Origin of the sequence: Allobosea sp. BE125, assembly GCF_031456075.1 — a bacterium.
GTDB lineage: Bacteria > Pseudomonadota > Alphaproteobacteria > Rhizobiales > Beijerinckiaceae > Allobosea.
Window position 1 is genome coordinate 87,100 of sequence record NZ_JAVDTY010000001.1, and the last position, 22,206, is coordinate 109,305.

Here is a 22,206-nt window from a genome sequence, read left to right on the forward strand (position 1 = left end):
CCGCCCTTGTTTGGAGCGAGAGCCTCCGCGTGTCCCGCCGCGTCATCATTCTGCTGTCGGGTGTCGCCGTGACCAGCCTCGTGCTCGCCACGGCTGGCGCGCAAGCGCAGACGCGCGCGGCGGGCTTGCGAACCGGGACGCCGGTCTATGTCGCGCAGGAAGCGCCTGCCGCGCCATCGCCTTCAGGCTTTCCGAGCACGCCGAGCGGCGTCGCCGACCCCGCCACTCTGATCCAGGACCAGAATTCGGTGGTGTCGCGCAAGGCGCCGCCGCGCGCGAGCCGGCCGGTGCAGGCGCGTGGCCTGCGCGGCGTCACGCAGCGCCAGTTCCGCGCACCGCAGCGCATCGTCACCGGCCTGCCGCCGGCCCCCGAAGCGCCGCCGCCACGCCGGCGCAAGACGGCTGTCGAGGAAGACCCCTACGCGCCGCTCGGCCTGCGGCTCGGCAATGTCACGCTGAAGCCGGGCTTCACCAATTCGATCGGCTATGACAGCAACCCGCAGCGGGTCAGCGGAGCGGCGCGCAACAGCTCCCCGTTCAGCCGCCATGAGGCTGATCTCGCCATCCAGTCGGACTGGAACACCAACGAGCTGAAAGGCTCGCTGCGCGCCGGTTATTCCGATTATTTCCGCGACAGGGACGCCTCGCGCCCCGATGGCGAGGGCAATCTCGATCTGCGCTTGGACGCGACGCGCGACACCCGTATCCTGCTCGAGAGCCGGTTCAAGCTGGATACGCAGCGCCCGGGCTCGCCCGATCTGACGGCCTCGGTTACCGGCCGGCCCTTGGTCTATCAATACGGCGCCTCGGCCGGCGTGACCCATGACATGAATCGCCTGCAATTGACGCTGCGCGGCTCGGTCGACCGCAGCGACTATGAGGATGCCAAGCTCACCAGCGGCATGACGCTCAGCCAGAAGGACCGCAACCAGACGCAATATGGCGTCAGGCTGCGCGCCGCCTATGAGCTGACGCCGGGCTTCAAGCCCTTCATCCAGGGCGAGATCGACACGCGGCAATTCGATCAGTCCGTCGATTCCTCAGGCTATCAGCGCTCCTCCAACGGCCTGACGGGGCGGGTCGGCTCGACCTTCGAGCTCAGCCGTCAGGTGACGGGCGAGGTCTCGGCGGGCTATCAGGACCGGGCCTATGACGACGACCGCTTGAAGAACCTGCGCGGCTTCATCGGCGATGCCGCGATCCTATGGTCGCCGACGCCGCTGACGACGGTGACCCTGCGCGGCACCTCGGAGCTCGGCGACACCACCATCGCCGGCTCGTCGGGCACGACGGCAAGGCGCGTCTCGCTCGAGATCGCGCATGCGCTGCGCCGCAACCTGACCCTCACCGGCTTCGCCAATTTCGGCCGCACCGAATATGACGGGCAGGGCCTGCGCGAGGATTTCTCCAGCATCGGCGCCCGCGTCGAATACAAATTAACCCGGACCTTCTCGGTGCGCGCCAGCTTCACCCATGAGCGCCTGAACTCGACCGCCCAGGGCTCGGACTACACCGCCAATGTCGCGCAGGTGGGGTTGAGGATACAGTTCTGAGGACGAGCGTTTCGCCGTCATGGTCGGGTCAAGCCCGACCATGAGGGGAGTTTGCTTTACTCCATCCCCTCCAGCTCGATGATCATCCCCTCGATCATCTTCAATCCGATCTGCCAGAAGGCGGGATCGCGCGCGTCGAGGCCGAAGGGCGCGAGCAGCTCGGAATGGTGCTTGGTGCCGCCGGCCGAGAGCAGAGCGAAATAGCGCTCCTGGAAGCCCTCGGCCGCGTTCTGGTAGACGCCGTAGAGCGAATTCACCAGGCAATCGCCGAAGGCATAGGCGTAGACGTAGAACGGCGAATGGATGAAGTGCGGGATGTAGCACCAGAATGGCTCGTAGCCCGCTTCCAGCCTGATCGCCGGCCCCAGGCTCTCGGCCTGCACGCTCATCCAGAGTTCGCAGAGGTTCTCGGCCGTCAGCTCGCCACCCTTGCGCGCCTCATGGACCTTGCGCTCGAAGGAGTAGAACGCGATCTGGCGCACGACCGTGTTGATCATGTCCTCGACCTTGGCGGCCAGCATCGCCTTGCGCTGCTTTGCGTCCCTGGTGCCGTCGAGCAGCCGGCGGAAGGTCAGCATCTCCCCGAAGACGCTGGCGGTCTCGGCCAGCGTCAACGGCGTCGGCGCCATCAATGCGCCATTGGGGCCGGCCAGCACCTGGTGGACGCCATGGCCGAGCTCATGGGCGAGCGTCATCACGTCGCGAGGTTTGCCCTGATAGTTCACGAGCACATAGGGATGTGCGGATGGCACGGTCGGATGAGCAAACGCGCCCGGCGCCTTGCCGGGGCGGGCCGGTGCGTCGATCCAGTGTTCGTCGAAGAAGCGCCGCGCGATGCCGGCCATCTCGGGCGAGAAGGCGTGATAGGCGTCGAGCACGGTGTCGCGCGCTTCGGTCCAGGGAATGGTGCGCTGCTCGACCTGCGGCAGCGGTGCGTTGCGGTCCCAGAAATCGAGCTGTTCGCGGCCGAACCATTTGGCTTTGAGCTTGTAGTAGCGGTGCGACAGGCGCGGATAGGCCTCGCGTACGGCTGAAACCAGCGCATCGACTACCTCGCGCTCGACGCGGTTGGCCAGATGGCGGGAATCCGCGACATCCTCGAATTTGCGCCAGCGGTCGGAAATCTCCTTGTCCTTGGCCAGCGTGTTGGTGATCAGCGCGAAGGTGCGCAATTGCTCGCGGAAAACCGCGCTCAGCGCTTCGGCCGCCGCCTTGCGGACCGCGCCGTCGGCGTCCTGCAGCTTGTTCAGCGTGAGTTCGAGCGTCAATTCCTCGCCGTCGAGCCTGAAGCGCAACGAGGCGATGGTCTCGTCGAAGAGCCGGTTCCAGGCTGCTTGCCCGGTCATCGACTTCTCGTGGAACAATTCCTCGATCCGGTCCTCGAGCTGATGCGGCTTGTCCTTGGCGAGGTCGTCGAGCCAGGGCTTCCAATGTGAAAGCGGAGCCTGGCCCGAGATGTGCGCCATCAGCGCAGGGTCGATCCGGTTCAGCTCCAGCTCGAAGAAGAGCAATTCCGTCACGGCTGCGTTCAGGCGGTCCTGCGTGTCGCCATAGAATTTCGCGCGCTGCGGGTCGGTGGTGTCGCCGGAATAGACCAGGCCGGCATAAGCGCCGATCCGCCCGAGCAGGTCGCTGAGCGTCTCATAACCGGCGACCGCCTCGGCCAGCACGGACGCGGCGTCCTCGCGCTGGGCGAGCGGGCCGAGCTTGCCGCGATAGAGCTCGGCGAAGCGCTGCGATTCGCTCAAAGCGCGTTCGAGATCGGCCTTGAAGGCGGGCGAATCCATCGCCGGGTAGAGGTGGCTCAGATCCCATTCCGGCAGCGGGCCCAGCGCCTTGGCGCTGCGCGCCGAGCGCTCGGCAGCTGTGGCGAAAGCGGCGGACTCGACCATCCCTGTCACGGCGAAATTCATCTCTGCAACACCTCGCTGGCCCGATAGGCCTTCCCACTCATATGCGCGGAGCAGCGTTTGCGATCAACGCCGGAGCGTCGGGCAGAGGTGGTTTGACGCAGGCTGTGGCGCTTAAGCGCCGCTTAACCGTTCTGGCCGAGGATGACCCAGAACGGAACAGCCGATTCTGTCTCGCGATATCGTTTTCGCTCTGCCTGGCCTTCGAGGTTTCATGTCCGCCACCGTTCTCGTCGTCGACGACGATCCCGTCCAGCGCCGTCTGCTCGACGCGATGCTGAAGCGTTTTGGCTACGATGTGGTCGTCGTCGAGAGCGGCAGCGAAGCGGTCAATCTGCTTGGCCATGGTGAGGGCGAGAGGTTCGATGCCGTGGTGCTCGACCTCGTCATGCCGGAGCTCGACGGCATGGGCGTGCTCGCGGCGCTGCGCGAGCGCGGCATCGAGACGCCGGTCATCGTGCAGACGGCGCATAGCTCGATCGAGACCGTCGTCTCGGCGATACGCGCCGGCGCGGTCGATTTCGTGGTCAAGCCGGTCGGCGCGGAGCGCCTGCAGATATCGCTCAAGAATGCGCTGAAGCTGGGCGCGCTCGAACATGAATTGCGCCACATCAAGCGGCGTGTGTCCGGCACGCTCGGTTTTCGCGACCTCGCCACCAAGAGTGCCGACATGGCGCGCGTGGTGCGCCTGGCCGAGCGCGCCGCCAAATCCAACATCCCGATCCTGGTCGAGGGCGAATCGGGCGTCGGCAAGGAGGTGCTGGCGCGCGCGATCCAGGGCACCAGCGATCGCAAGGGCAAGCCTTTCGTCACGGTCAATTGCGGCGCGATCCCGCATAATCTCGTCGAGTCGATCCTGTTCGGCCATGAGAAAGGCGCCTTCACCGGCGCGACCGAACGCCATATCGGCAAATTCGTCGAGGCCAATGGCGGCACGCTCTTCCTCGACGAGGTCGGCGAATTGCCGCTCGACGCGCAGGTCAAGTTGTTGCGCGCCATCCAGGAAGGTGAGGTCGACCCTGTCGGCGCCAAGAAGTCGGTGCGCGTCGATATCCGCATCATCTCCGCGACCAATAAGAGCCTGCTCGACCAGGTGAAGCAGGGCGAGTTCCGCGAGGATCTGTATTACCGCCTCAACGTCTTCCCGATCACGCTGCCGCCCTTGCGCCAACGCCGCGAGGATATCGCCGATCTGGCGCGCGGGTTCCTGGCGCGCTTTGCCGCCGAGGAAGGCAAGAAGCTGCGCGGGCTCAGTGCCGAGGCGCTCGGGCTGATCAGCGGCTATGACTGGCCGGGCAATGTCCGCCAGCTCGAGAACGCGATGTTCCGCGCGGTGGTCCTGGCCGATGGCGACGAATTGACCGTGGCCGAGTTCCCGCAGATCGCGGCCCAGATGGAGGGCTTCGACATCCGTATCCCGCCGGTGTCGGCCTCGCTGATGCGCCAGGACATGCGCAACGACACGCCGCGCATCATCCAGATGCCGGTGCGCGATCCCAATTCGCTCGAACTCGTCGCGGGTTCCGACATGCGCAAGCTTGATGATCTCGAGCGTGAGATCATCAAATTCGCGCTGACGCATTATCGCGGTCACATGTCGGAGATTTCGCGCAAGCTCGGCATCGGCCGCTCGACGCTCTATCGCAAGCTCAAGGATTACGGGCTGATCGAGAACGAGTCCGGTGCTGAAGGCGAGGATGCGGCCTGACGCATGAGGCCGAATCGCAGCTCCCTATTCGTGAATGGCGGGGGCGGTTTCGGCCGAGGTCACACTAAAAATTTAAAGCCGATCGGCACTGTCTGAATAGCGGGGGCTGTTGCGCCGCCGCATCTTGTCCAAATCCGCTGACTCACGCAGAAGCGGTGAGATCTCGGCGAACATTCGAGGATAGCGAGCATGCGTCGTCGCCACTGGGCGGGCTTGGGTTCAGCCTCGGTTCTGGCGCTTGCGCTGGGGCTGACGGCAGCAAGCGCACAAGCGCCTTCTGCCCAAACACCTTCTACCCAAGCGCCTTCTACCCAAGCTCCTGCTACCATAGACCCCACGCTCGGTATCCCGCTGCCGGAGCAGCCGGCCCTGGTCATCCTGCGCGACGAGCGGCCGGCCGAGGCCTCGCGTGAAGAGCCCGGCATGGTGACGGGCACGGTCGCACCATCAGGGGTGCCGCAGAACAATCTCGTGACCTCCGAGCCGCAGCCCACGCCTGCGACGACGCTCGGGGTCGATGATCGTCCCGCAGCGCTCGATATCCCTGCTTCGGATATTCCTGCCACCAACATCCCGGCCGTCGATCTGCCGCCGCTCGATCCGGCGCTGTCGCCGCCCGAGCGCTTGCGCTCGGCTGCGCCCAGCGAGGTCACGATTCCCCCGCCGGACCTGCCCAAGGTCGTGGTCGAATTGCCCTCCGGCTCCACTCTCGCCGGTGATATCGCAGCGCGCATGACCGAGGGGCTGGCGCTGCCGCGCCTGGCCGAGCGTGAGCGCAACGAGATCCTCGCCGCCTATCAGGCGCAGGAGAACCGGCCGCTCTGGATCGACGGCAAGGGCTGGAGCGAGGCCGCAAGGCATCTTGTCGCCCAGCTCGGCCGCGCCGCTGAGGACGGGCTGAGGCCGACCGATTATCCGCTGCCGGTGTTCGAGGCGAGCGACAAGGGCAAGCTCGCGGAAGCCGATGTCAGGCTCTCGGCGTTGGCTGTGCTCTATGCCCGCGACGCGCGCGGCGGCCGCATCGATCCGCGCCGCCTGTCGAAGCTGATCACGCCGACGCTCTATTTGCCCTCGGCGACCGAGGTGCTGTCGGAACTGACGGCGGTGCAGGATCCGGGCACTGCGCTCGCTGCCTATAATCCGCCGCATGAGCAGTATCGCCGTCTCAAGGCCAAGCTCGCCGAGTTGCGCGAGCATCTCGACGATACGCCACTGGTGCGCATTCCGGCCGGCCCGCCGCTGAAGCTCGGCATGCGCGACGAGCGCGTGCCGCTGGTGCGGGCGCGGCTGGGCCTGGGCCCGTCAGAGGAGCCTGTCTTCGACCATTCGACCGCGCTGGCGCTCGCCGATTTCCAGAAGAAGGCCGGGCTGCCGGCCAATGGCGTGCTCAGCGAGCGCACGCTGGCCGCACTGGGCACGCCGGCGACCGCGCGCGGCGAGCAGGACATCATCGCCCAGATGGAGCGCTGGCGCTGGCTGCCGCCCGATCTCGGCGAAAGTCACATCATCGTCAACGTGCCGGAGTTCATGGTTCGCGTCGTGCGCGACGGCAAGGTCGTGCACCAGACCCGCGCCATTGTCGGCAAGCCGGATACGGCGACGCCGATCTTCTCGCACAAGATGGACCACGTCATCGTGAATCCGTCCTGGAACGTGCCGCCTTCGATCCTGAAGAAGGAGTTCCTGCCGGGGCTCGCTGCCGATCCGAACTATGCCGCCAAGCGCGGCTATGTGGTGACGCGGCACGGCAACAACATCTCTGTCCGCCAGCCCCCGGGCGAGCGCAATGCGCTCGGCTGGATCAAGTTCATGTTCCCCAACGACCATGCCGTCTATCTGCACGACACGCCGAACCGCCGGCTTTTCGCCAGCGAACGCCGCGCCTTCAGTCATGGCTGCGTGCGCGTCGACAATCCCTTCCTGCTGGCGGATCAGGTGCTCGGGCCGGACTGGTCGCATGAGCGGCTGAAGCGCCTGATCGGCTCGGGCGAGCGCATGATCAAGCTGCCGCAGCCGCTCCCGATCCATCTGGTCTACAACACCTATGTCGTGGGCGCCGATGGCCACATGACGGTTTTCGACGATCTCTACGGCTTCCACCGGCTCGTCCGGCAGGCGCTGGAGCAGCGTGGCTGAAGCCATGCGGCGGGATGGGCACGGTTTCGCCACGTTCCGCCGTTAGCGGAATTCGGCGGAAAAGTCGGGGTATGGCGATTGCCGACCTAGTAACCTTGGATTAACTCTTCTCCGCAACTGTTCGTTCACGTTCATCGCGCCGCGTCAGGCGCGCACCGAGACGGGTCAAGCAGATTGGGCATGTCCATCGCCACGCGTTCGAGACGGCTTTCGGTGCTGCCGAAGCCGGGCTTCCGCCAGTTCCTGGCGCTGAGCGTGGCGGCCACGGCTCTGATGCTCGGCGTGCGCGGCACGCAGGATGCCGTCGCCAATGGCGATACGCGCACCATCACCATCACGCATATGCACACCAAGGAGGAGACGACCGTCACCTTCAAGCGTGACGGCCGCTATGATTCCGCGGCGCTGGAGAAGCTGAACTGGGCGCTGCGCGACTGGCGCACCGACGAGCCGATCCGGATGGACCCGCGTCTCTTCGACCTTGCCTGGGAGGTGCAGCGGGCGGTCGGTTCGCAGGAATCCTTCCACGTCGTCTCCGCCTATCGCTCGCCGGGCACCAATTCGATGCTGCGCCGGCGCTCGCGTGCCGTCGCCAAGAACAGCCAGCACATGCTGGGCAAGGCGATGGATTTCTATCTGCCGGATACGCCGACAGCCAAGATCCGCGAGGCCGGCATGCGGCTGCAGCGCGGTGGGGTCGGCTTCTATCCCGGCGCGCACACGCCCTTCGTCCATCTCGACGCCGGCTCGGTGCGGTCCTGGCCGCGCATGACGCGCGATCAATTGGTGCGATTGTTCCCGGACGAGAAGACAGTGCATCTGCCGGCCGACGGCCATCCGCTTGCGGGCTATGAACTGGCCAAGGCCGATGTACTGTCGCGCGGTGGCTCGGTCGCCGGTTACGCCTCTGCCGATTCCGATGAAGGCGCAGTGATCTCGTCTGGCCGCAAGAGCCTGTGGGCGGCGCTCTTCGGTGGCGATGACGAGGAGGCGGATGCACGCCCGACGCGCGGCCGCGGCAATTCGCCAAAACCCCAGCCGACAGTCATGGCCTATGCCACCCCCGCCCGGGATGACAGCAATTCCAATGATGGCGGGCGTTACGCCGTTGCCGTGCAGGCTTCCGCTCCGGACCCCGTCGCCCGCACGGTCGTGCGCGAGCGCTCCGAGCGGCTGACGCCGAGAATCGCCGAGCCACAGCCACAGCCGGCGCAGGTCGCCGCCGCGGCGCCTGCCGCTGCGCCGCCCCCGGTCGACGACAAGCGGCCGAGATTGATCGACGCGCCGGTTCCGCTGGCGCGGCCGCGCGGCCTGACCATGCCGCTGCAGCCCGGCGATTCGATCCAGGTCGCGGCCTTGCCGGCCTCTGGCGGCGCGCTCGCCTTCGCCCCGCAAGGCGCGGCCGCAGAGGATCAGAAGCTTGTCCTGGCCTCGCTGCCGCCGCGCCGGCCCGACCAAATGGTTTCGCTGATCGCGGCCGTGGTGGAAGGCAAGCCGATGAACGCGCCTTTGCCGCCGACCCGTCCTGCGGCCTTTGCCAATCTGATGCTCGCGGACCTGCGCGGCGGAGCGGGAGCCTCCGCCGAGACGCCGGAGATTCAGCCGGCCGGACGTCTGGTCACGGTCACGCATCCGCTGCCGCCCGGCCGTCCGCGCGATGACGGTTTTGTGCTCGCGTCGATGCCCTCCGTCAGCCGGCATGCGCCTAGCCCGGCTCCGACCCCGATCGTCGCGCAATATGACGCCGACCGGACGGGGCTCGATTCGCTCTTCGCGACGGTCGCGCGCAGCCCAGCCTCCGCCGGCAAGGCGGTTACGGTCGCCACTGCTCGCACCAAAGCCGGGCCAGCCAACACTGCCGAACCGATTCAGGCTCCGGGACCGGCGGCGTCGCTCGGCTTCAGCCATGCCGAGCCGAGCGACGCCAAGACGGGCTCGTTCAGCGGCCCGGCGGTCCGGCCGCTGCCGACGAATTTCGTCCAGAACTGAGCGCAGTTCGTTTTGACGGCCGTCTGACGCGGTTGTCTGCGCTTCCGGTGCTCACGGACTTTAGTCCGCTCCGCTCCGGTTCTCGACAACCACGCCAGCCGACTCGCCAGAACGAACTGCGGGCGCGACCTACGGCTCCTCGCGGTCGATCGGCCAGTGCTTGAACACGTCGAGCGCCTCGCAGGCTTTCGCTTGCGCGGCCAGTGCCGGCCAGCGTTCTTCCGGTGCGAATTCCGGGATCACGAAGCGGCAGAAGCCCCAGGCGATCGCGGCGGAGATGTCGCCGGGCCGCAGGTTCGGTCCCGCGCCGAGTTCGCCGCGCCTGGCTGCCGCATCGAGCAGGTCGAGCGCGGTGTCGAGCTGGGCGACGATGCGCTCCTGCCAGGGCGCGTAGCGCTGGGCGTCCGGCCGCTTGCGCTCATATTCGATCGAGACCGCCTTGTCGGCGGCAACGATGCCGATGCCGGTCAGGCCGAGATCGCGCGCTCGCGCTGCCGCATCGCTTGGGCGCAGCGAGCGGCCGGAGACATCCTCGAAATGCTGGATGATCAGGTTGGAATCGGTGATCACCGTGCCGTCGTCGCAGACGAGCGAGGGCGCCTTGATCAGCGGGTTGATCTTGGCGAAGGCCTCCATATGCCGGAACACCGAGACCGAGCGGTGCTCGAAATCGAGCCCCAGGAGCCTTCCCGTGACGGCGGCGCGGCGGACATAGGGGCTGTCCAGCATTCCTACGAGCAGCATGGCGGTCTCCGGTTCGGGTGCGCCGCAACCATGCCGCGAGGCCGGCGGGAAGCCACGCGAATTCGCGTGATTTCACGCATCACGGGACGTGATGGAGCCGGGCGTCACGCGAGGGAAAATCCTTGCCCGGGCAAACAAACGCGCTAGCCTGCGGGACAAACTCCCAGGCTGGACGAGGTGCGCCCATGTCAGTCGCCGAAAAACGGTTTGCCGCCGAAACCCTGTCTTCGCCGCCCGCCGAGCCCGCGCCCTCCAAGATCCCCGAGCAAGGCCATCTCCACGAGACCGGTGTCGTCGCCTCCAGCGTCTATGCCCATGGCGTGCGCATCGCCGACATACCCATCGAGGAAGCTGGCGCATGGTCCCGCAAGGACGGGCATGTCGTCTGGATCGGCCTGCTCGAGCCCGATCCCGATCTGCTCCACCGCGTGCAGCAGCAGTTCAACCTGCATCCGCTCGCGGTCGAGGACGCGACGAATGCCCATCAGCGTCCGAAGCTCGAACAATATGGCGACGCGCTCTTCGTCGTCGCGCGCACGGCCCAGCTGGTCGACAAGCGCATCGCGTTTGGCGAAACGCATATCTTCGTCGGCAACGGCTATATCGTCAGCGTCCGCCACGGCGCCTCCACCTCCTACAAAACGGTGCGACAGCATTGGGAGACCTGCCCCACTTCATTGGCCAAGGGGGAGGATTTCATCCTCTACGCGATCCTCGATTTCATCGTCGACAACTACATGCCGGTGCTCGAGGCGATCCATGAGGAGGTCGAGGAGATCGAGGACAAGGTGCTGGCGAAGCCGATGATCCGCGACGATATCGAGCGGCTCTACATGCTGCGGCGCGATCTTCTGCGCCTGCGCAATGCAGCCGCGCCTTTGGTCGATGTCTGCCAGCGCCTCGCCAATGCGAATGTGCCGCAGGTGCGCCCGACGCTCGCGCCGATGTTCCGCGACGTGACCGACCATGTCCGCACGGTTCAGGAAAAGATCGACAGCCTGCGCGAGGTGCTCGCCTTCGCCTTCGAGGTGAGCCTGCTCATCGGTCAGAGCCAGGAAAATGCGATCACCAAGAAACTCGCCTCATGGGCCGCCATCCTGGCGGTGCCGACTGCGGTCGCCGGCATCTATGGCATGAACTTCAAGAACATGCCGGAGCTCGAACTCCAGTTCGGCTATCACACCGTCCTGGTGCTGATCGTGATCTCCTGCACGGTGCTCTATTGGCGCTTCCGAAAGAATGGCTGGCTGTGAGCAGGCCTTCGCGCTCCGAAATCGGCAACACCCGCTCAGTCATCCCGGACAAGCGGCGCAAGCCGCGCTGATCCGGGATTCATTCCTGAACTGTTCCGGAATGGATCCCGGGTCTGCGCGGAGTTTATCCTTGGGCCGATCGAAGATCGGACCCGGGGGCTCCGCCCCGGATGACATCGAGGGTGGATAAATGGCTCAGGCGCTCTCGCCGACGGCTTGCAGATAGAGGTCGAGGATCGCTTCCTCCTCGGCGCGCTCATTGGCGTCGCGCTTGCGGATGGCGATCACCTTGCGCAGGACCTTGACGTCGTAGCCATTGCCCTTGGCTTCGGCATAGACCTCCTTGATGTCGTCGGAGATGGTCTTCTTCTCTTCCTCGAGGCGCTCGATGCGCTCGACGATGCTCTTGAGCTGGTCGCCAGCAACCGGATCTTCCATCTGCATATCCTTAAGCGGTGGGGGAATTTGGCCGGAGGGTTCGCACCGCGCGGGGGCCGGCGTCAAGCCGCAACAGCTGTCTTTGCTGTTGAGCGGCGCTCTTCCGAAAGCTGTGCTGCAACTTCTCTGTCACTGGTTGTCAGGATCGGTTTTCTCATCGTTGGCCGGGCTACCTGCGGCGAAATCCAGGCCATGTCCCCAGCGCACAGGGAGAATTCTGTCTTCCTGGAGATCGAGGGCCAGAGTTCGGAGGAGGCTGATGTCCCACCGGCGCGTGCCGTCGGCATAGCAGTCTTTCCAACCCTCTAGGATGTCTTCCGCAAGCTGCTTCAGCTCTACAGAGACCTCTTCCTTGGACAGTAATTCCTTGGAGTCCAAGTGTTTTATGATGGTTCGAAATATCAATCCGTAGCCATTCATGAGAGCTACGAATTCGGATTCAGAAGTCATGGCTCTCTCCATCACGTCGCCTCAGCTAGCTCTCAAGGTCGCCAAGCAACCGGGCAGGATTGCGGCCAGTCGCTCCCCCCAATCGCGCGCGGTGGCGTCGCTGGCGATCAGATCCTGCCGTACCTCGATCAGCGTTTCGTGCAGGCCCCGGCGCGTGGCGTGGCGGTCGATCGTGTCACCGGGCAGGCCGCCGCGATAGGGTTCGTTGTCGCCGACCACGAGGTCGCTCTGGCGCTGCAGAGCGGCGATCAGCAGCTGCGACAATGCGCCTTCACCGTCCCAGAGCACGCCGACATGCCAGGGCCGCGCCGCAGCCTTCCAGAACGGCGTGAAGGAGTGCAGCGAGACGATCGCGGGCGGGTGGCCGGCGGCGAGTGCGGCCTCTACCGCTGCATCGATCGCCGCGTCATAGGGCTCGTAGTAGCGCGCCACGCGCTCAGCGATGCCGGCTTGATCGATATGGCGGTTGCCGGGCACGATCGCACCGTCGGAGAGGCGCATCACCAGCGTCGGGTCGTCCAGGCCGCGATTGGGGTCGATCAGCAGGCGCGAGAAATTGCTCAGCACGGCGGGTGCATCGAGCGCCCGCGCCATGGCGCGCGTCATCTCGGCCGCGCCGATGTCGTAGGCGATATGGCGTTCGAGCTGGGCCGGCGGCAGGCCCAGCGATGCCAACTCGGGCGGGATCGCGTTGGTGGCGTGGTCGCAGATCAGCAGGATGCCGCTCGCGAGATCGCCTGGAATGACCTCGACCTCGCCGGGCGCGCGGGGCGCCGCCGGCTTCAGCGCTATGGTCGGTCGGGTCTTGGCCGGTTGGGTCTCGGCCGGATCGATCCGCATGCGTCCCTCAAAAAGTATGATTATATCGGGAAAAGGCTGATGACGTTCGCCCGGCCGCGACTTAAAAGAATCAGCAACGAAAGTCGATGAAATCGACAGGAAAGTTCGGGCGGAAGGCGGGGCGGCGGTGCAGGCGAGACATGACGATACGGCAGGCTCTCGCGCAACTGCCCGTGCGATCTTCGATGCCGCCGTCGCGCGCGCCCATCCCGCCGGCTGCTTGCCGGCGCATCTGCCGGCTCCTCCGGCTTCGGGTCGCCTGATTCTGCTCGCCGCCGGCAAGGCGGCGGGCAGCATGACCGCGCTGGCCGAGGCACATTATCTCGATTCAGGCTTTCCGCAGGACCGGCTCACCGGCCATGCCGTCGCGCGCCATGGCTATGAGACGGCGACCCGCCACATCCCGATGGTCGCAGCCGGCCATCCCGTGCCCGATCAGGGCAGCGTCGACAGCGCGGCAAAGGCGCTGGAACTGGCGGCCTCTGCCACTGCCGACGATCTCGTGCTCGTGCTGCTCTCGGGCGGCGGTTCGGCGAACTGGGTCGCGCCGGCCGGCAGCCTGACGCTGGCCGAGAAGCAGGCGGTGAACAAGGCGCTGCTGCGCTCGGGCGCGCCGATCGGCGAGATGAACATCGTCCGCAAGCGGCTCTCGCGGATCAAGGGCGGCAGGCTGGCGCTCGCCGCCGCTCCGGCGCGTATGCTGACGCTGGCGGTCTCCGACGTGCCCGGAGACGAGCCGACCGCCATCGCCTCGGGACCGACCGTGCCCGACCCGACCACGCTGGCGCAGGCCCGCGCCATCGTCGCCCAATACAAGCTCGATCTGCCGCCCGCCGCGCGTGCGCTTCTCGATGACGACGCCAGCGAGACGCCCAAGCCCGGCCATCCCGCCTTCGCCAACAGCGAATTCCGCATCATCGCCCGCCCGGCCGATGCGCTGGCGGCGGCGCGGGAGGCTGCAGAAGCTGCAGGCTATATGGTGCATGATCTTGGCGCCGATCTCGAAGGCGAGGCACGCGATGTCGCCGCCGCCCATGCAGCGCTTGCGTGCGAATTGAAAGCGCTGGGCAAGCGCACCGCCATCCTGTCCGGCGGAGAATTGACGGTGACGCTGCGCGGGCAAGGCCGGGGCGGGCCGAATCAGGAATATGCGCTGGCGCTCGCCATCGCGCTCGCCGGCGAACCGGGCATCGTCGCGCTCTCGGGCGATACCGACGGCACTGATGGCGGCGGCGGCGAGGCGACCGATCCGGCTGGCGCGGTGATCGACCCCACGACCTTGACGCGCGCTGCCGCGCTCGGCCTCGTTCCTGCCCAATCGCTCGCCGACAACGATTCGACGGGTTTCTTCGAGCCGCTCGGCGATCTGCTGCGGACGGGGCCGACCTTGACCAATGTGAATGATTGCCGCGTGATCCTGATAGACCCTTGAAATGACCCGCATCAGCCCGACGACTTTGCGTTCATGCCTGCTGGCGGCCTGCCTCGTGGCTGGGGCTTCGCCCGCCTTGGCCGATCTGCGCATGTGCAACACCACAGGCAGCCGCGTCGGCGTTGCGATCGGCTATCGCGACGCGCAGGGTTGGACCACGGAAGGCTGGTGGAACCTCAGCCCGCGCGGCTGCGAGACGCTGCTGCGCGGCACCTTGGCGGCGCGCTTCTACTATGTGCATGCGGTCGATTACGACAAGGGTGGCGAGTGGACGGGAAAATCCGTCATGTGCACGCGCAACAAGGAGTTCACGATCCGTGGCATCGAGGATTGCCTGGCGCGCGGTTTCGACCGCGCCGGCTTCTTCGAGGTCGATACGGGCGAGCAGAAAAGCTGGACGATCCAGCTCACCGACACCACCGGCAATGCGCCGCAACGCCCCTGAGGGATTGAACAAGAATGAAGCGGGAACGCCGGATCAAGATCATCGCCACGCTGGGGCCTGCCTCCGCGACCGAGGAGATGTGCGCAAAGCTGTTCGAGGCGGGCGTCGACGTCTTCCGCATCAATATGAGCCACACACAGCGCGAGACCTTGCCCGAGAAGATCGCGATGTTGCGCTCGCTGGAGACGAAGTTCCGTCGCCCGGTCGGGATCCTCGCCGATCTGCAGGGGCCGAAGCTGCGCGTCGGCCAGTTCGGCGGCGATGGCGGCGTGATGCTGGAGAAGGGCGCGAAGTTCACGCTCGATTCCGATCCCGCGCCCGGCACGCTCAAGCGGGTGCATCTGCCCCATCCCGAGATCCTGACCGCGCTGGAGCCCGGCCACAACCTCATCCTCGACGACGGCAAGATCCGGCTCGTGGTCGAGAAGGCGACGCCGACCCAGGCCGTGACCCGCGTCACGATTGCCGGCCGCCTGTCCTCGCGCAAGGGCGTCAGCCTGCCGGATACGACGATCCCGGTCTCGGCGATGACGGATAAGGACCGTTCGGACGCTGAAGCTGCGGCTGCCGCCGGCGTCGACTGGATCGCACTCTCCTTCGTGCAGCGGCCCGAGGACATGGCCGATCTGCGCAAGATCGTGCAGGGCAGGGCGCTGGCGCTCGCCAAGATCGAGAAGCCCCAGGCGCTGTTGCGCCTGGAGGAGATCATCGAGGCCTCCGACGCGATCATGGTGGCGCGCGGCGATCTCGGCGTCGAGATGCCGCTGGAGAAGGTGCCGGGCACGCAGAAGCGCATCGTCCGGATGGCGCGGCGCAAGGGCAAGCCGGTCGTTGTCGCGACGCAGATGCTGGAGAGCATGATCACCGCTCCGGTGCCGACGCGCGCCGAGGTCTCCGACGTCGCCACCGCCGTGTTCGAGGGGGCCGACGCAGTGATGCTCTCGGCTGAGAGCGCGGCCGGACAATATCCGATCGAGGCGGTGACGATGATGAACCGCATCGCCGAGGAGGTCGAAAGCGAATCGGTCTACCGCACCATCCTGGAATCGCAGCGTGCCGAGCCCGAGGCGACGGGCGCCGACGCGATCGCCAAGGCCGCCCATGAGATCGCCGACACGCTGAACCTCAAGGCCGTCTGCGCCTGGACCTCTTCGGGCTCGACGGCGATGCGGCTCGCGCGCGAGCGGCCGAATTCGACGGTGATCGCCCTGACCCCGAACCGGGCCACGGCGCGTCGCCTCACCCTGGTCTGGGGCGTGCATGCGGTGGTGACCAAGGACGCCAGCGATATCGACGACATGGCCTCGCGCGCCTGCAAATTCGCGGTGCGCGAGAAGTTCGCCAAGCTCGGCGACCGCATCATCGTGGTGGCCGGCGTGCCGTTCGGCACGCCGGGCGCGACCAATATGGTGCGCATCGCCTTCGTGGCGAAGGAGCATGTCGAGCAGGCCTGAACGGGGCGCCCCGCGTCGCACGGGTCAGTTCAGCGCCAACCCCGATCTGGGGCCGACCATCTGGTCGATTGCCTCGACGACGATCTCCGGCGCGGCGTGGTGAGGCATATGGCCGACGCCTGGCAGCAGGATGAGCCGGCCCTGCGGCGCCTCGCGCGCGATCGCGGCGGAATGGATCGTCGGTGAGACGATGGCGTCGCTGTCGCCGGTGATTGCGGTCACCGGCACCTTGAGTTCGCGATAGCGCGGAGCCTGCGCCGTGACGAAATCAAGGGTTGCGGCGATATCCTGTGAATTGGCCTGGAAGTCGTCCGGGCGCAGCAGCAATCTGATCTCGCCCGTCTCGAGATAGCCGGGTGTCACCGCACGCGGTGCAAACACGCTGCTCGCACCCTCGTCCAGCATGAGGTTCGCGGCGGGCAAGGCGACGAGCCTGGTGAAGAGCGGGCCGATCAAGGGCCATGTCGCGAGGTGGTGATACCAGGCGATGCCGCCCGGCCAGGGATGGGTGACGCCGCCGAGCAGGACGAGGCCCTTCAATCGCTCCGGCCGCTCGAGCGCGATGCGGGTCGAGAGCGCGCCGGCGAGCGAGTGCGCCACCAGCACGAAGCGCTCGGGCGCGATCCGGTCGAGCGCCTGCGTGATCGCCGCGGCCTGGCGTGCGGGATCGGCCATCGCCGCGCCTTCCAGCCTGTCGCTCCAGCCATGGCCCGGCCGGTCGAGCGCGATGATGCGGTAGTGCCCGAGCTCGGGTCCAAGGGTCGCCAGCAGATCGGCATGGTTCGAGGAGGCGCCATGGACCAGGACGACCGTGCCATGGCTTTCGCCGGAGGGCTGGAACTCGCGGTAATGCAGCCGGCCGCCGGGGAGGGCGACGAAAGCGCCCTTGGGCGGGTAGAGCCGGGCGACCTCGGCGCCGAGCCATTCGGTTCGCAGCATCAGGCCGCAGGCGAGGAGAAGGGCGAGGGTGACGAGGACGCGGATCAGCATGTTTCGCTTACGCCGCTGCGCCGGCTTCGGTTTCGCCAGGGATCACGAGGCGTGCTTCAGGCGTCGCGTCCGTCGACTTCGCTCGCCAGCGATTCGACCGCGCTCTTGATCGCTTCCAGCTGTGGATAGATCGCGAGCGCGCGGCGATAGGCCACCATGGCGTGCCTGTCGTCGCCCTGCTGCCGCAGGATCGAGCCGAGGCCGATCATCGCACCATAGTGGCGCGGCTCGCGCTTCAAGGTCTCGCCAATGTCGAGCATCGAGCGAATCGGGTCGCCGGCGATGAAGAGCGCATTGGCGCGCTGGTTCCAGGCCTCGGCCCAGTCGGGCTCCAGGCTGATGACGCGGTCGAGCAGTTCGATCGCGAGTTCGGTCTGCTTGTCGCGCAGCGCCGTCTGGGCACGCGTCATCAGCAGATCGGCGGTGTCGGAGCCCGAGCGCGCCCAGCGGCGCTGGATCAGATTGGCGATGCCCTTGGCTTCCTCGGGCGATTTGGCGGCCGCGAGGCGCTCGAACAGGCGGTCGAGCGTGGCAGCCGGCGTCCTTGGCGGGGCGGGCGTTGGCGCAACCGGATTGTCGTCCTTGTCGGCGGGCGGGATGAAGCCGGGGCGCGGCGGGCTTTCCTGAGCGCGTAGCGGGGCGACCGAGAAGGGAGCGGCTGCGGCCAGCGCCAGCGCGAAAGCGACGGGAAGCATGCGCGAATTGATCATGCAATGCAGTGTAAAGGAGCAGCTGCGCGCGTCAATTCACGGAGAGGCGAGTAGGCCACGCGCAAAGACTTGGCCACAGCGCGAAAAGGCGGGATACGCCCGAGGGCGCCCCGCCATGCCGTCCAACCGGAGCGAGAGCCGCGCGACGAAGCCGCCGCGCGCCAAATCTCAGCCCTGGCGCGCCTTGAAGCGCTTCTGGACCTTGTTGATGATGTAGACGCGGCCCTTGCGGCGCACGAGCTGGTTGTCGCGATGGCGCGCGCGCAGCGACTTCAGCGAATTGCGGATCTTCATGGTCTCAACTCCGTCGATCTGCCTTTGCGGGCAAACCGGTCAAAAACTAAGCCTTCCGACGCGAACCGGAGACCGGTCCTCATCGACCACGCGAATGGTGCGGCTGATGCGATGCCGGCTGTATACGGATTTTTCCGGATATCGCAAGGGCGAAGCCGGCTCGAAGCACCAAAAAACCTCAGGCGATCGCTGCCAGATAACGCTCGAAGGAGCGCTCCAGCGCGGCCTTGGCGCCGCCGGCGATGACCCGGCCCTCGAAGGCGCCATAGACCTTGTCGAAAACGTAAGGCTCCAGGATCGCCGCGATCCGGCGGATCGTCGCGGCGTTGACCGGGATCATGTTGGGGTAGGAGTAGAGCACGCTGACATGGCTGCGGTCGGGGGTGACCTGCAGCACGTCGCCGGTATAGAGCGCGCCTGTCCCCGCCGCGTGATGCAGCACGGTCGCGCCAGCGAAATGCCCGCCGCAGCGCAGCAGGGTGAGCGAGGGGCCAAGCTTCAGCGCCTCGCCGTCCCAATGCCTGATCGCCGGGTCGGGCTCAGTCACCCAGACCCGGTCGTCGGCATGAAGATGCACGGGCACGTCGAGCGCCCGCGCCCATTCGGCCATCGCGGTGTAGTAATGTGGATGCGAGATCGCGATGCCGATGATCGTGCCGCGCGCCCGGATCGCATCGAGCGCGGCCTGCGTGACCAGGCCAATGCAGTCCCACAGCAGATTGCCGCCCTCTGCCTCGATCAGCAGCGCGCGCTGGTCGATGGCGAAGGCGGGCTGGATGCGCAGGCCGAGCACGCCATGGTCCGGCGCGCAGGCGATATGGTGATCGGCGGCCAGCGCGTCCGGCGTCAGCCAGTCCTGCCCGCCCCAGCGAACATATTGCCGTTCGTCGAGGCAGATCGGGCAGCCGGGCGGAGGCGCCGGGGCATCGGGAAAGCGCGCGCCGCATTGGCGGCAGAGGAAGCGGGGCATGGCAAGCGCTCCGGGACGGCAAGGCTACGATGCTAATCTCAGCGGCGCGGCGGCGTTATCTGTCGCGAAGCTGGGCCGGCATGCAGGGGCGCGACGCAACCATGGCGCCGGCATGGCCTAAGCAAGGGAACTTTCGGGCATCGCCGGGCGTTTCCAACCATCGATACTCTTTTGGGAAAATCATCGTGAAAACCCTGACCTTGACTCTGCTTGCTGTGACCGCACTCGCGCTTGGAGCCTGCGGCAACCGGACGGAACAGCGCATCGGCGGCGCGGCCGTGGGCGCGGGCACCGGCGCGGTCGTCGCCGGCCCTGTCGGAGCGGTGGTCGGCGGAGCAGCTGGCGCGATCGCGGCGCCGACGGTTGTGCGCGAGACGCGTCGCTCCACACGCTGAGCCCCCGCACAGCGCAATATCGGCAGAAACCGGAAAGGCCACCCTTGCGGGTGGCCTTTCGTCATTGTTGGTATGGGGCGTTGCCTCTCACGCACCGACGAATTTGAAGTGGCCGCCGAAGCTTCGATAGGATGATTCGAGGATGGCGACGCCGCCGCGAAGCCGCAAGGTCTCGGCGGTGGCGAGCCCGAGTTCGACGGCCCGTTCGGCGGTGTCCTCTTCCGTGGCGACGATGCGCTCCCGCCCGTCGAGCGAGGTGATCTGGGCGTGCAGGACGAGGTGCCCGTCCTTCCAACTGGTGCAGACGCCGACAGGCAGGCTGCAGCCCGCTCCCAGGGCATGCAGCATCGCCCGTTCGCAATCGACCTCAGCGCGGGCCTTCGGGTCTTCGATGTCCTTCAGGATCGCCAGCACATCGGCGTCGTCGCCTCTGGCCTCGATACCGAGCGCACCCTGGCCGACGGCGTGGGGAAAGAACTGCGGATCCAGAAGCTCCGTCGTGGCGCCCGCTAGCCCCAGGCGCTGAAGCCCGGCCTGGGCCAGGATGACCGCGTCCAAGCCATGCTCCCCATCGATCTTGGCGAGCCGGGGGCCGACATTGCCGCGGATCGGCACGACCTCGATATCCGGGCACAGGCTCATGATCTGGGCGCGCCGGCGCAAGGAGCCGGTGCCGACCTTGGCGCCGGGCTTGAGATTGTCCAGCGTCGCGCCGCAGAGAACGTCGCGCGCATCCTCGCGCTCGGGCACGGCGGCCAGGACCAGCCCCTCGCGCAGCGTCGTCGGCAGATCCTTCAGGGAGTGGACGACGATGTCGACTTCCCGGGAGACCAGCTGCTCCTCATGCTCGGTCGAGAACACGCCGATGATGCCGAACTGGTGGAATTCCGAGACGCGGTCCTTGTCCGCGATCGTCGCGATCGGATGCAGCGAGAACTCGGTCTCGGGGTGCATCGCCTTGATCAGGCCGATGATGTAATTGGTTTGCGCCATCGCCAACGGGCTGCGCCGCGTGCCTATCTTGATGTGCATGGGGACGGTTCACCTGGGCTGGAAGCCCGCTCGCGGCCATTGATTTGAAGCGCTCTATATCAGGGGCGGGTGGCGGCGACGAGTGCGGCGTTCCACCGCCCTCCGATCGGTTGGGACGGGTCGGCAGGCCACCAACGGCGCGGCGTCATGCGTATTCCGGGCGAGAGCCCGCTTCAAACGTCGCTGGCGGCGCCCCGGCTGCGGTGTAAACCTCGCGGCCCCACGCTGCCAAGGCCATTCCATGCTCGTCTTCAAGCCGCTCGCGGAGCGCCGCATCGCCTTGCTGTGGGGCAGCCAATTGTTCTCCGCGACCGGGGCCGAGTTCTACATGGTCGCGGTGGTGTGGATCGCGACCGCGCTGATCGGGCGCGATGCCGGCTACATCTCGGCGCTGCAGGCGGGAGCGCTGCTCGCTGGTAGCCTGTTCGGCGGCGTCCTGACCGATCGTTGGCGCTTCAAGACGACGATGATCGCGACCAGCCTGATCCGGGCGCTGCTGCTGGTCGTCCTGTCCGTGGCCGGCATGCTCGGCCTGATGAGCCTGCCGCTGCTTGCGATCATTGCCGGGCTCGTGGCGCTGGCGACCTCGGCCTTCGATCCGGCACTGCAGGGCACGCTTCCGGTGCTGGCGCCCGAACCGCGCTTGCGCCATGCGGTCAACGGTCTGTTCGATGCGACGCGGCGCATGGCGCGCATCCTCGGCCCGAGCCTGATCGCGCTGGTCAACGGCATCGTGCCGATCGGGCAGTTCTTCACGATCACGGCGGCGGGCTTCCTGCTCTCGGCGATCGGCGTTGGGCGCAGCCTGAAAGGCGTCGAGATTCCGCCGACCTCGACCGGACGGGGTTTGGCTGCGGTGATCGACGCGCTGTCGGGAGGCCTCCGCGCGGTGCACGGACACGCCGTCATGCGCTACGGCCTGATCGCCGATTTCGTCGGCAATATCGGCTGGTCGATGGGCGTCCTGCTCGGCATGGCCTTGTATCTGCGCGCGACCAGCACCGACCCGCTCACGGATTACAGCCTGATGATGACCGCCTATGGGCTGGGCAATCTCGGTGCGAACCTCGTCCTGGCGAGCCTGCGCCCGCAACGCCCCGCGCTATGGCTCGTCGGCTCGAAATTGATCTTCGGTGCCGGCGTCATGCTGCTGCCTTTCGCGCCCGACCGCGCCTGGCTGATGGCGTTCGCCGCCTTTGCCGCCATCAACGGGCCGCTCGAGAACCTCGCCTTGCTCCACATCATGCAGCATGATTTTCCGCCGCAGCGCCTGTCGCAGGTCTATCGCTTGCTGATGTGCGCCGTCTTCGCCGGTTCGCTGATCGGCTATCTCGCGGCGCCCATCCTGTTTGGCCAGTTCGGGGTCGGCGTAATGATCACGGCGACGGGCGCTGCGACCTTCGCCATGGGCGTCATTGGCCTGGCGCTCTTCGCGCGGCGCTGACCGGCCTTACCCGCAAAAC

Annotated in this window: 20 protein-coding genes; 10 read left to right on the forward strand and 10 right to left on the reverse strand. The window is 66.7% G+C overall.

Translation table 11 applies throughout. The features are described 5' to 3' along the window. Positions 1-29 precede the first annotated feature (29 nt). Positions 30-1,553 (forward strand): outer membrane beta-barrel protein, encoded by a 1,524-nt coding sequence (locus J2Y55_RS00405; RefSeq protein WP_310146493.1) that lies wholly within the window; start codon positions 30-32, stop codon positions 1,551-1,553. Positions 1,554-1,609: 56 nt separating this feature from the next. On the opposite strand, the gene J2Y55_RS00410 is transcribed toward J2Y55_RS00405, so the two are convergent. Next, positions 1,610-3,466, reverse strand: coding sequence for a M3 family oligoendopeptidase (locus J2Y55_RS00410; RefSeq protein WP_404978780.1), 1,857 nt, complete (start codon positions 3,464-3,466; stop codon positions 1,610-1,612). A 211-nt stretch (positions 3,467-3,677) separates the two neighbouring features. On the opposite strand from J2Y55_RS00410, the gene J2Y55_RS00415 reads away from it, so the two are divergent. The 3 genes from J2Y55_RS00415 (at position 3,678) to J2Y55_RS00425 (ending at position 9,296) form a co-directional block, all read left to right on the forward strand. Beyond that, positions 3,678-5,171, forward strand: coding sequence for a sigma-54-dependent transcriptional regulator (locus tag J2Y55_RS00415; RefSeq protein ID WP_310146495.1), 1,494 nt, complete (start codon positions 3,678-3,680; stop codon positions 5,169-5,171). A gap of 189 nt (positions 5,172-5,360) precedes the next feature. After that, entirely contained in the window at positions 5,361-7,307 is a 1,947-nt protein-coding gene (locus J2Y55_RS00420; protein WP_310146497.1) for a L,D-transpeptidase scaffold domain-containing protein, read from the forward strand. A 180-nt stretch (positions 7,308-7,487) separates the two neighbouring features. Beyond that, on the forward strand, positions 7,488-9,296 hold the full coding sequence (locus J2Y55_RS00425; RefSeq protein WP_310146499.1) for a peptidoglycan L,D-endopeptidase MepK: 1,809 nt from the start codon (positions 7,488-7,490) through the stop codon (positions 9,294-9,296). 129 nt (positions 9,297-9,425) lie between these two features. Here J2Y55_RS00425 and J2Y55_RS00430 read toward each other — a convergent pair whose 3' ends face one another. Continuing rightward, entirely contained in the window at positions 9,426-10,040 is a 615-nt protein-coding gene (locus J2Y55_RS00430) for a glutathione S-transferase family protein (protein ID WP_310146501.1), read from the reverse strand. Between the two features lie 185 nt (positions 10,041-10,225). Between J2Y55_RS00430 and corA the strand changes: the two genes are divergently transcribed. Next, positions 10,226-11,293, forward strand: a complete 1,068-nt coding sequence (gene corA / locus J2Y55_RS00435) for a magnesium/cobalt transporter CorA (protein ID WP_310146503.1) — start codon at positions 10,226-10,228, stop codon at positions 11,291-11,293. A gap of 195 nt (positions 11,294-11,488) precedes the next feature. Here corA and J2Y55_RS00440 read toward each other — a convergent pair whose 3' ends face one another. The 3 genes from J2Y55_RS00440 to J2Y55_RS00450 all read right to left on the reverse strand — a co-directional run bounded on the left by J2Y55_RS00440 (position 11,489) and on the right by J2Y55_RS00450 (position 13,021). Continuing rightward, on the reverse strand, positions 11,489-11,731 hold the full coding sequence (locus tag J2Y55_RS00440; protein ID WP_069688540.1) for a DUF2312 domain-containing protein: 243 nt from the start codon (positions 11,729-11,731) through the stop codon (positions 11,489-11,491). A 129-nt stretch (positions 11,732-11,860) separates the two neighbouring features. Then, entirely contained in the window at positions 11,861-12,181 is a 321-nt protein-coding gene (locus J2Y55_RS00445) for a hypothetical protein (RefSeq protein ID WP_310146507.1), read from the reverse strand. Between the two features lie 21 nt (positions 12,182-12,202). Next, positions 12,203-13,021, reverse strand: coding sequence for an N-formylglutamate amidohydrolase (locus J2Y55_RS00450; protein ID WP_310146510.1), 819 nt, complete (start codon positions 13,019-13,021; stop codon positions 12,203-12,205). Between the two features lie 127 nt (positions 13,022-13,148). On the opposite strand from J2Y55_RS00450, the gene J2Y55_RS00455 reads away from it, so the two are divergent. The 3 genes from J2Y55_RS00455 to pyk are packed head-to-tail and all read left to right on the forward strand — an operon-like array spanning position 13,149 to position 16,352. Further along, complete coding sequence (locus J2Y55_RS00455; protein WP_310146511.1) at positions 13,149-14,453, forward strand: glycerate kinase type-2 family protein; 1,305 nt, start codon at positions 13,149-13,151, stop codon at positions 14,451-14,453. Between the two features lies 1 nt (position 14,454). Further along, complete coding sequence (locus J2Y55_RS00460; protein ID WP_310146513.1) at positions 14,455-14,898, forward strand: DUF1036 domain-containing protein; 444 nt, start codon at positions 14,455-14,457, stop codon at positions 14,896-14,898. 14 nt (positions 14,899-14,912) lie between these two features. Beyond that, positions 14,913-16,352 carry a pyruvate kinase gene (gene pyk / locus J2Y55_RS00465; protein WP_310146515.1) on the forward strand — a complete coding sequence of 480 codons (1,440 nt, stop codon included), beginning with the start codon at positions 14,913-14,915 and terminating at the stop codon, positions 16,350-16,352. A 24-nt stretch (positions 16,353-16,376) separates the two neighbouring features. On the opposite strand, the gene J2Y55_RS00470 is transcribed toward pyk, so the two are convergent. The 4 genes from J2Y55_RS00470 to J2Y55_RS00485 form a co-directional block, all read right to left on the reverse strand. Then, entirely contained in the window at positions 16,377-17,342 is a 966-nt protein-coding gene (locus tag J2Y55_RS00470) for an alpha/beta fold hydrolase (RefSeq protein ID WP_310146517.1), read from the reverse strand. Positions 17,343-17,398: 56 nt separating this feature from the next. Next, the gene (locus J2Y55_RS00475) at positions 17,399-18,037 is read right to left on the reverse strand and encodes a tetratricopeptide repeat protein (RefSeq protein WP_310146519.1); all 639 of its coding nucleotides are present in this window, start codon (positions 18,035-18,037) and stop codon (positions 17,399-17,401) included. A 183-nt stretch (positions 18,038-18,220) separates the two neighbouring features. Then, positions 18,221-18,346, reverse strand: a complete 126-nt coding sequence (ykgO, locus tag J2Y55_RS00480) for a type B 50S ribosomal protein L36 (protein WP_038363015.1) — start codon at positions 18,344-18,346, stop codon at positions 18,221-18,223. 178 nt (positions 18,347-18,524) lie between these two features. Then, a complete protein-coding gene (locus J2Y55_RS00485; RefSeq protein WP_310146521.1) occupies positions 18,525-19,316 on the reverse strand; it encodes an MBL fold metallo-hydrolase in 792 nt (263 codons plus the stop codon). Positions 19,317-19,501: 185 nt separating this feature from the next. On the opposite strand from J2Y55_RS00485, the gene J2Y55_RS00490 reads away from it, so the two are divergent. Further along, positions 19,502-19,711 (forward strand): hypothetical protein, encoded by a 210-nt coding sequence (locus J2Y55_RS00490; RefSeq protein ID WP_148663288.1) that lies wholly within the window; start codon positions 19,502-19,504, stop codon positions 19,709-19,711. A gap of 87 nt (positions 19,712-19,798) precedes the next feature. On the opposite strand, the gene hemC is transcribed toward J2Y55_RS00490, so the two are convergent. Next, positions 19,799-20,743: a hydroxymethylbilane synthase gene (gene hemC / locus J2Y55_RS00495; RefSeq protein ID WP_310146524.1), complete on the reverse strand. Its 945-nt coding sequence runs from the start codon at positions 20,741-20,743 to the stop codon at positions 19,799-19,801. A 241-nt stretch (positions 20,744-20,984) separates the two neighbouring features. On the opposite strand from hemC, the gene J2Y55_RS00500 reads away from it, so the two are divergent. Then, a complete protein-coding gene (locus J2Y55_RS00500; RefSeq protein WP_310146526.1) occupies positions 20,985-22,187 on the forward strand; it encodes an MFS transporter in 1,203 nt (400 codons plus the stop codon). The last annotated feature ends 19 nt before the right edge of the window (positions 22,188-22,206 follow it).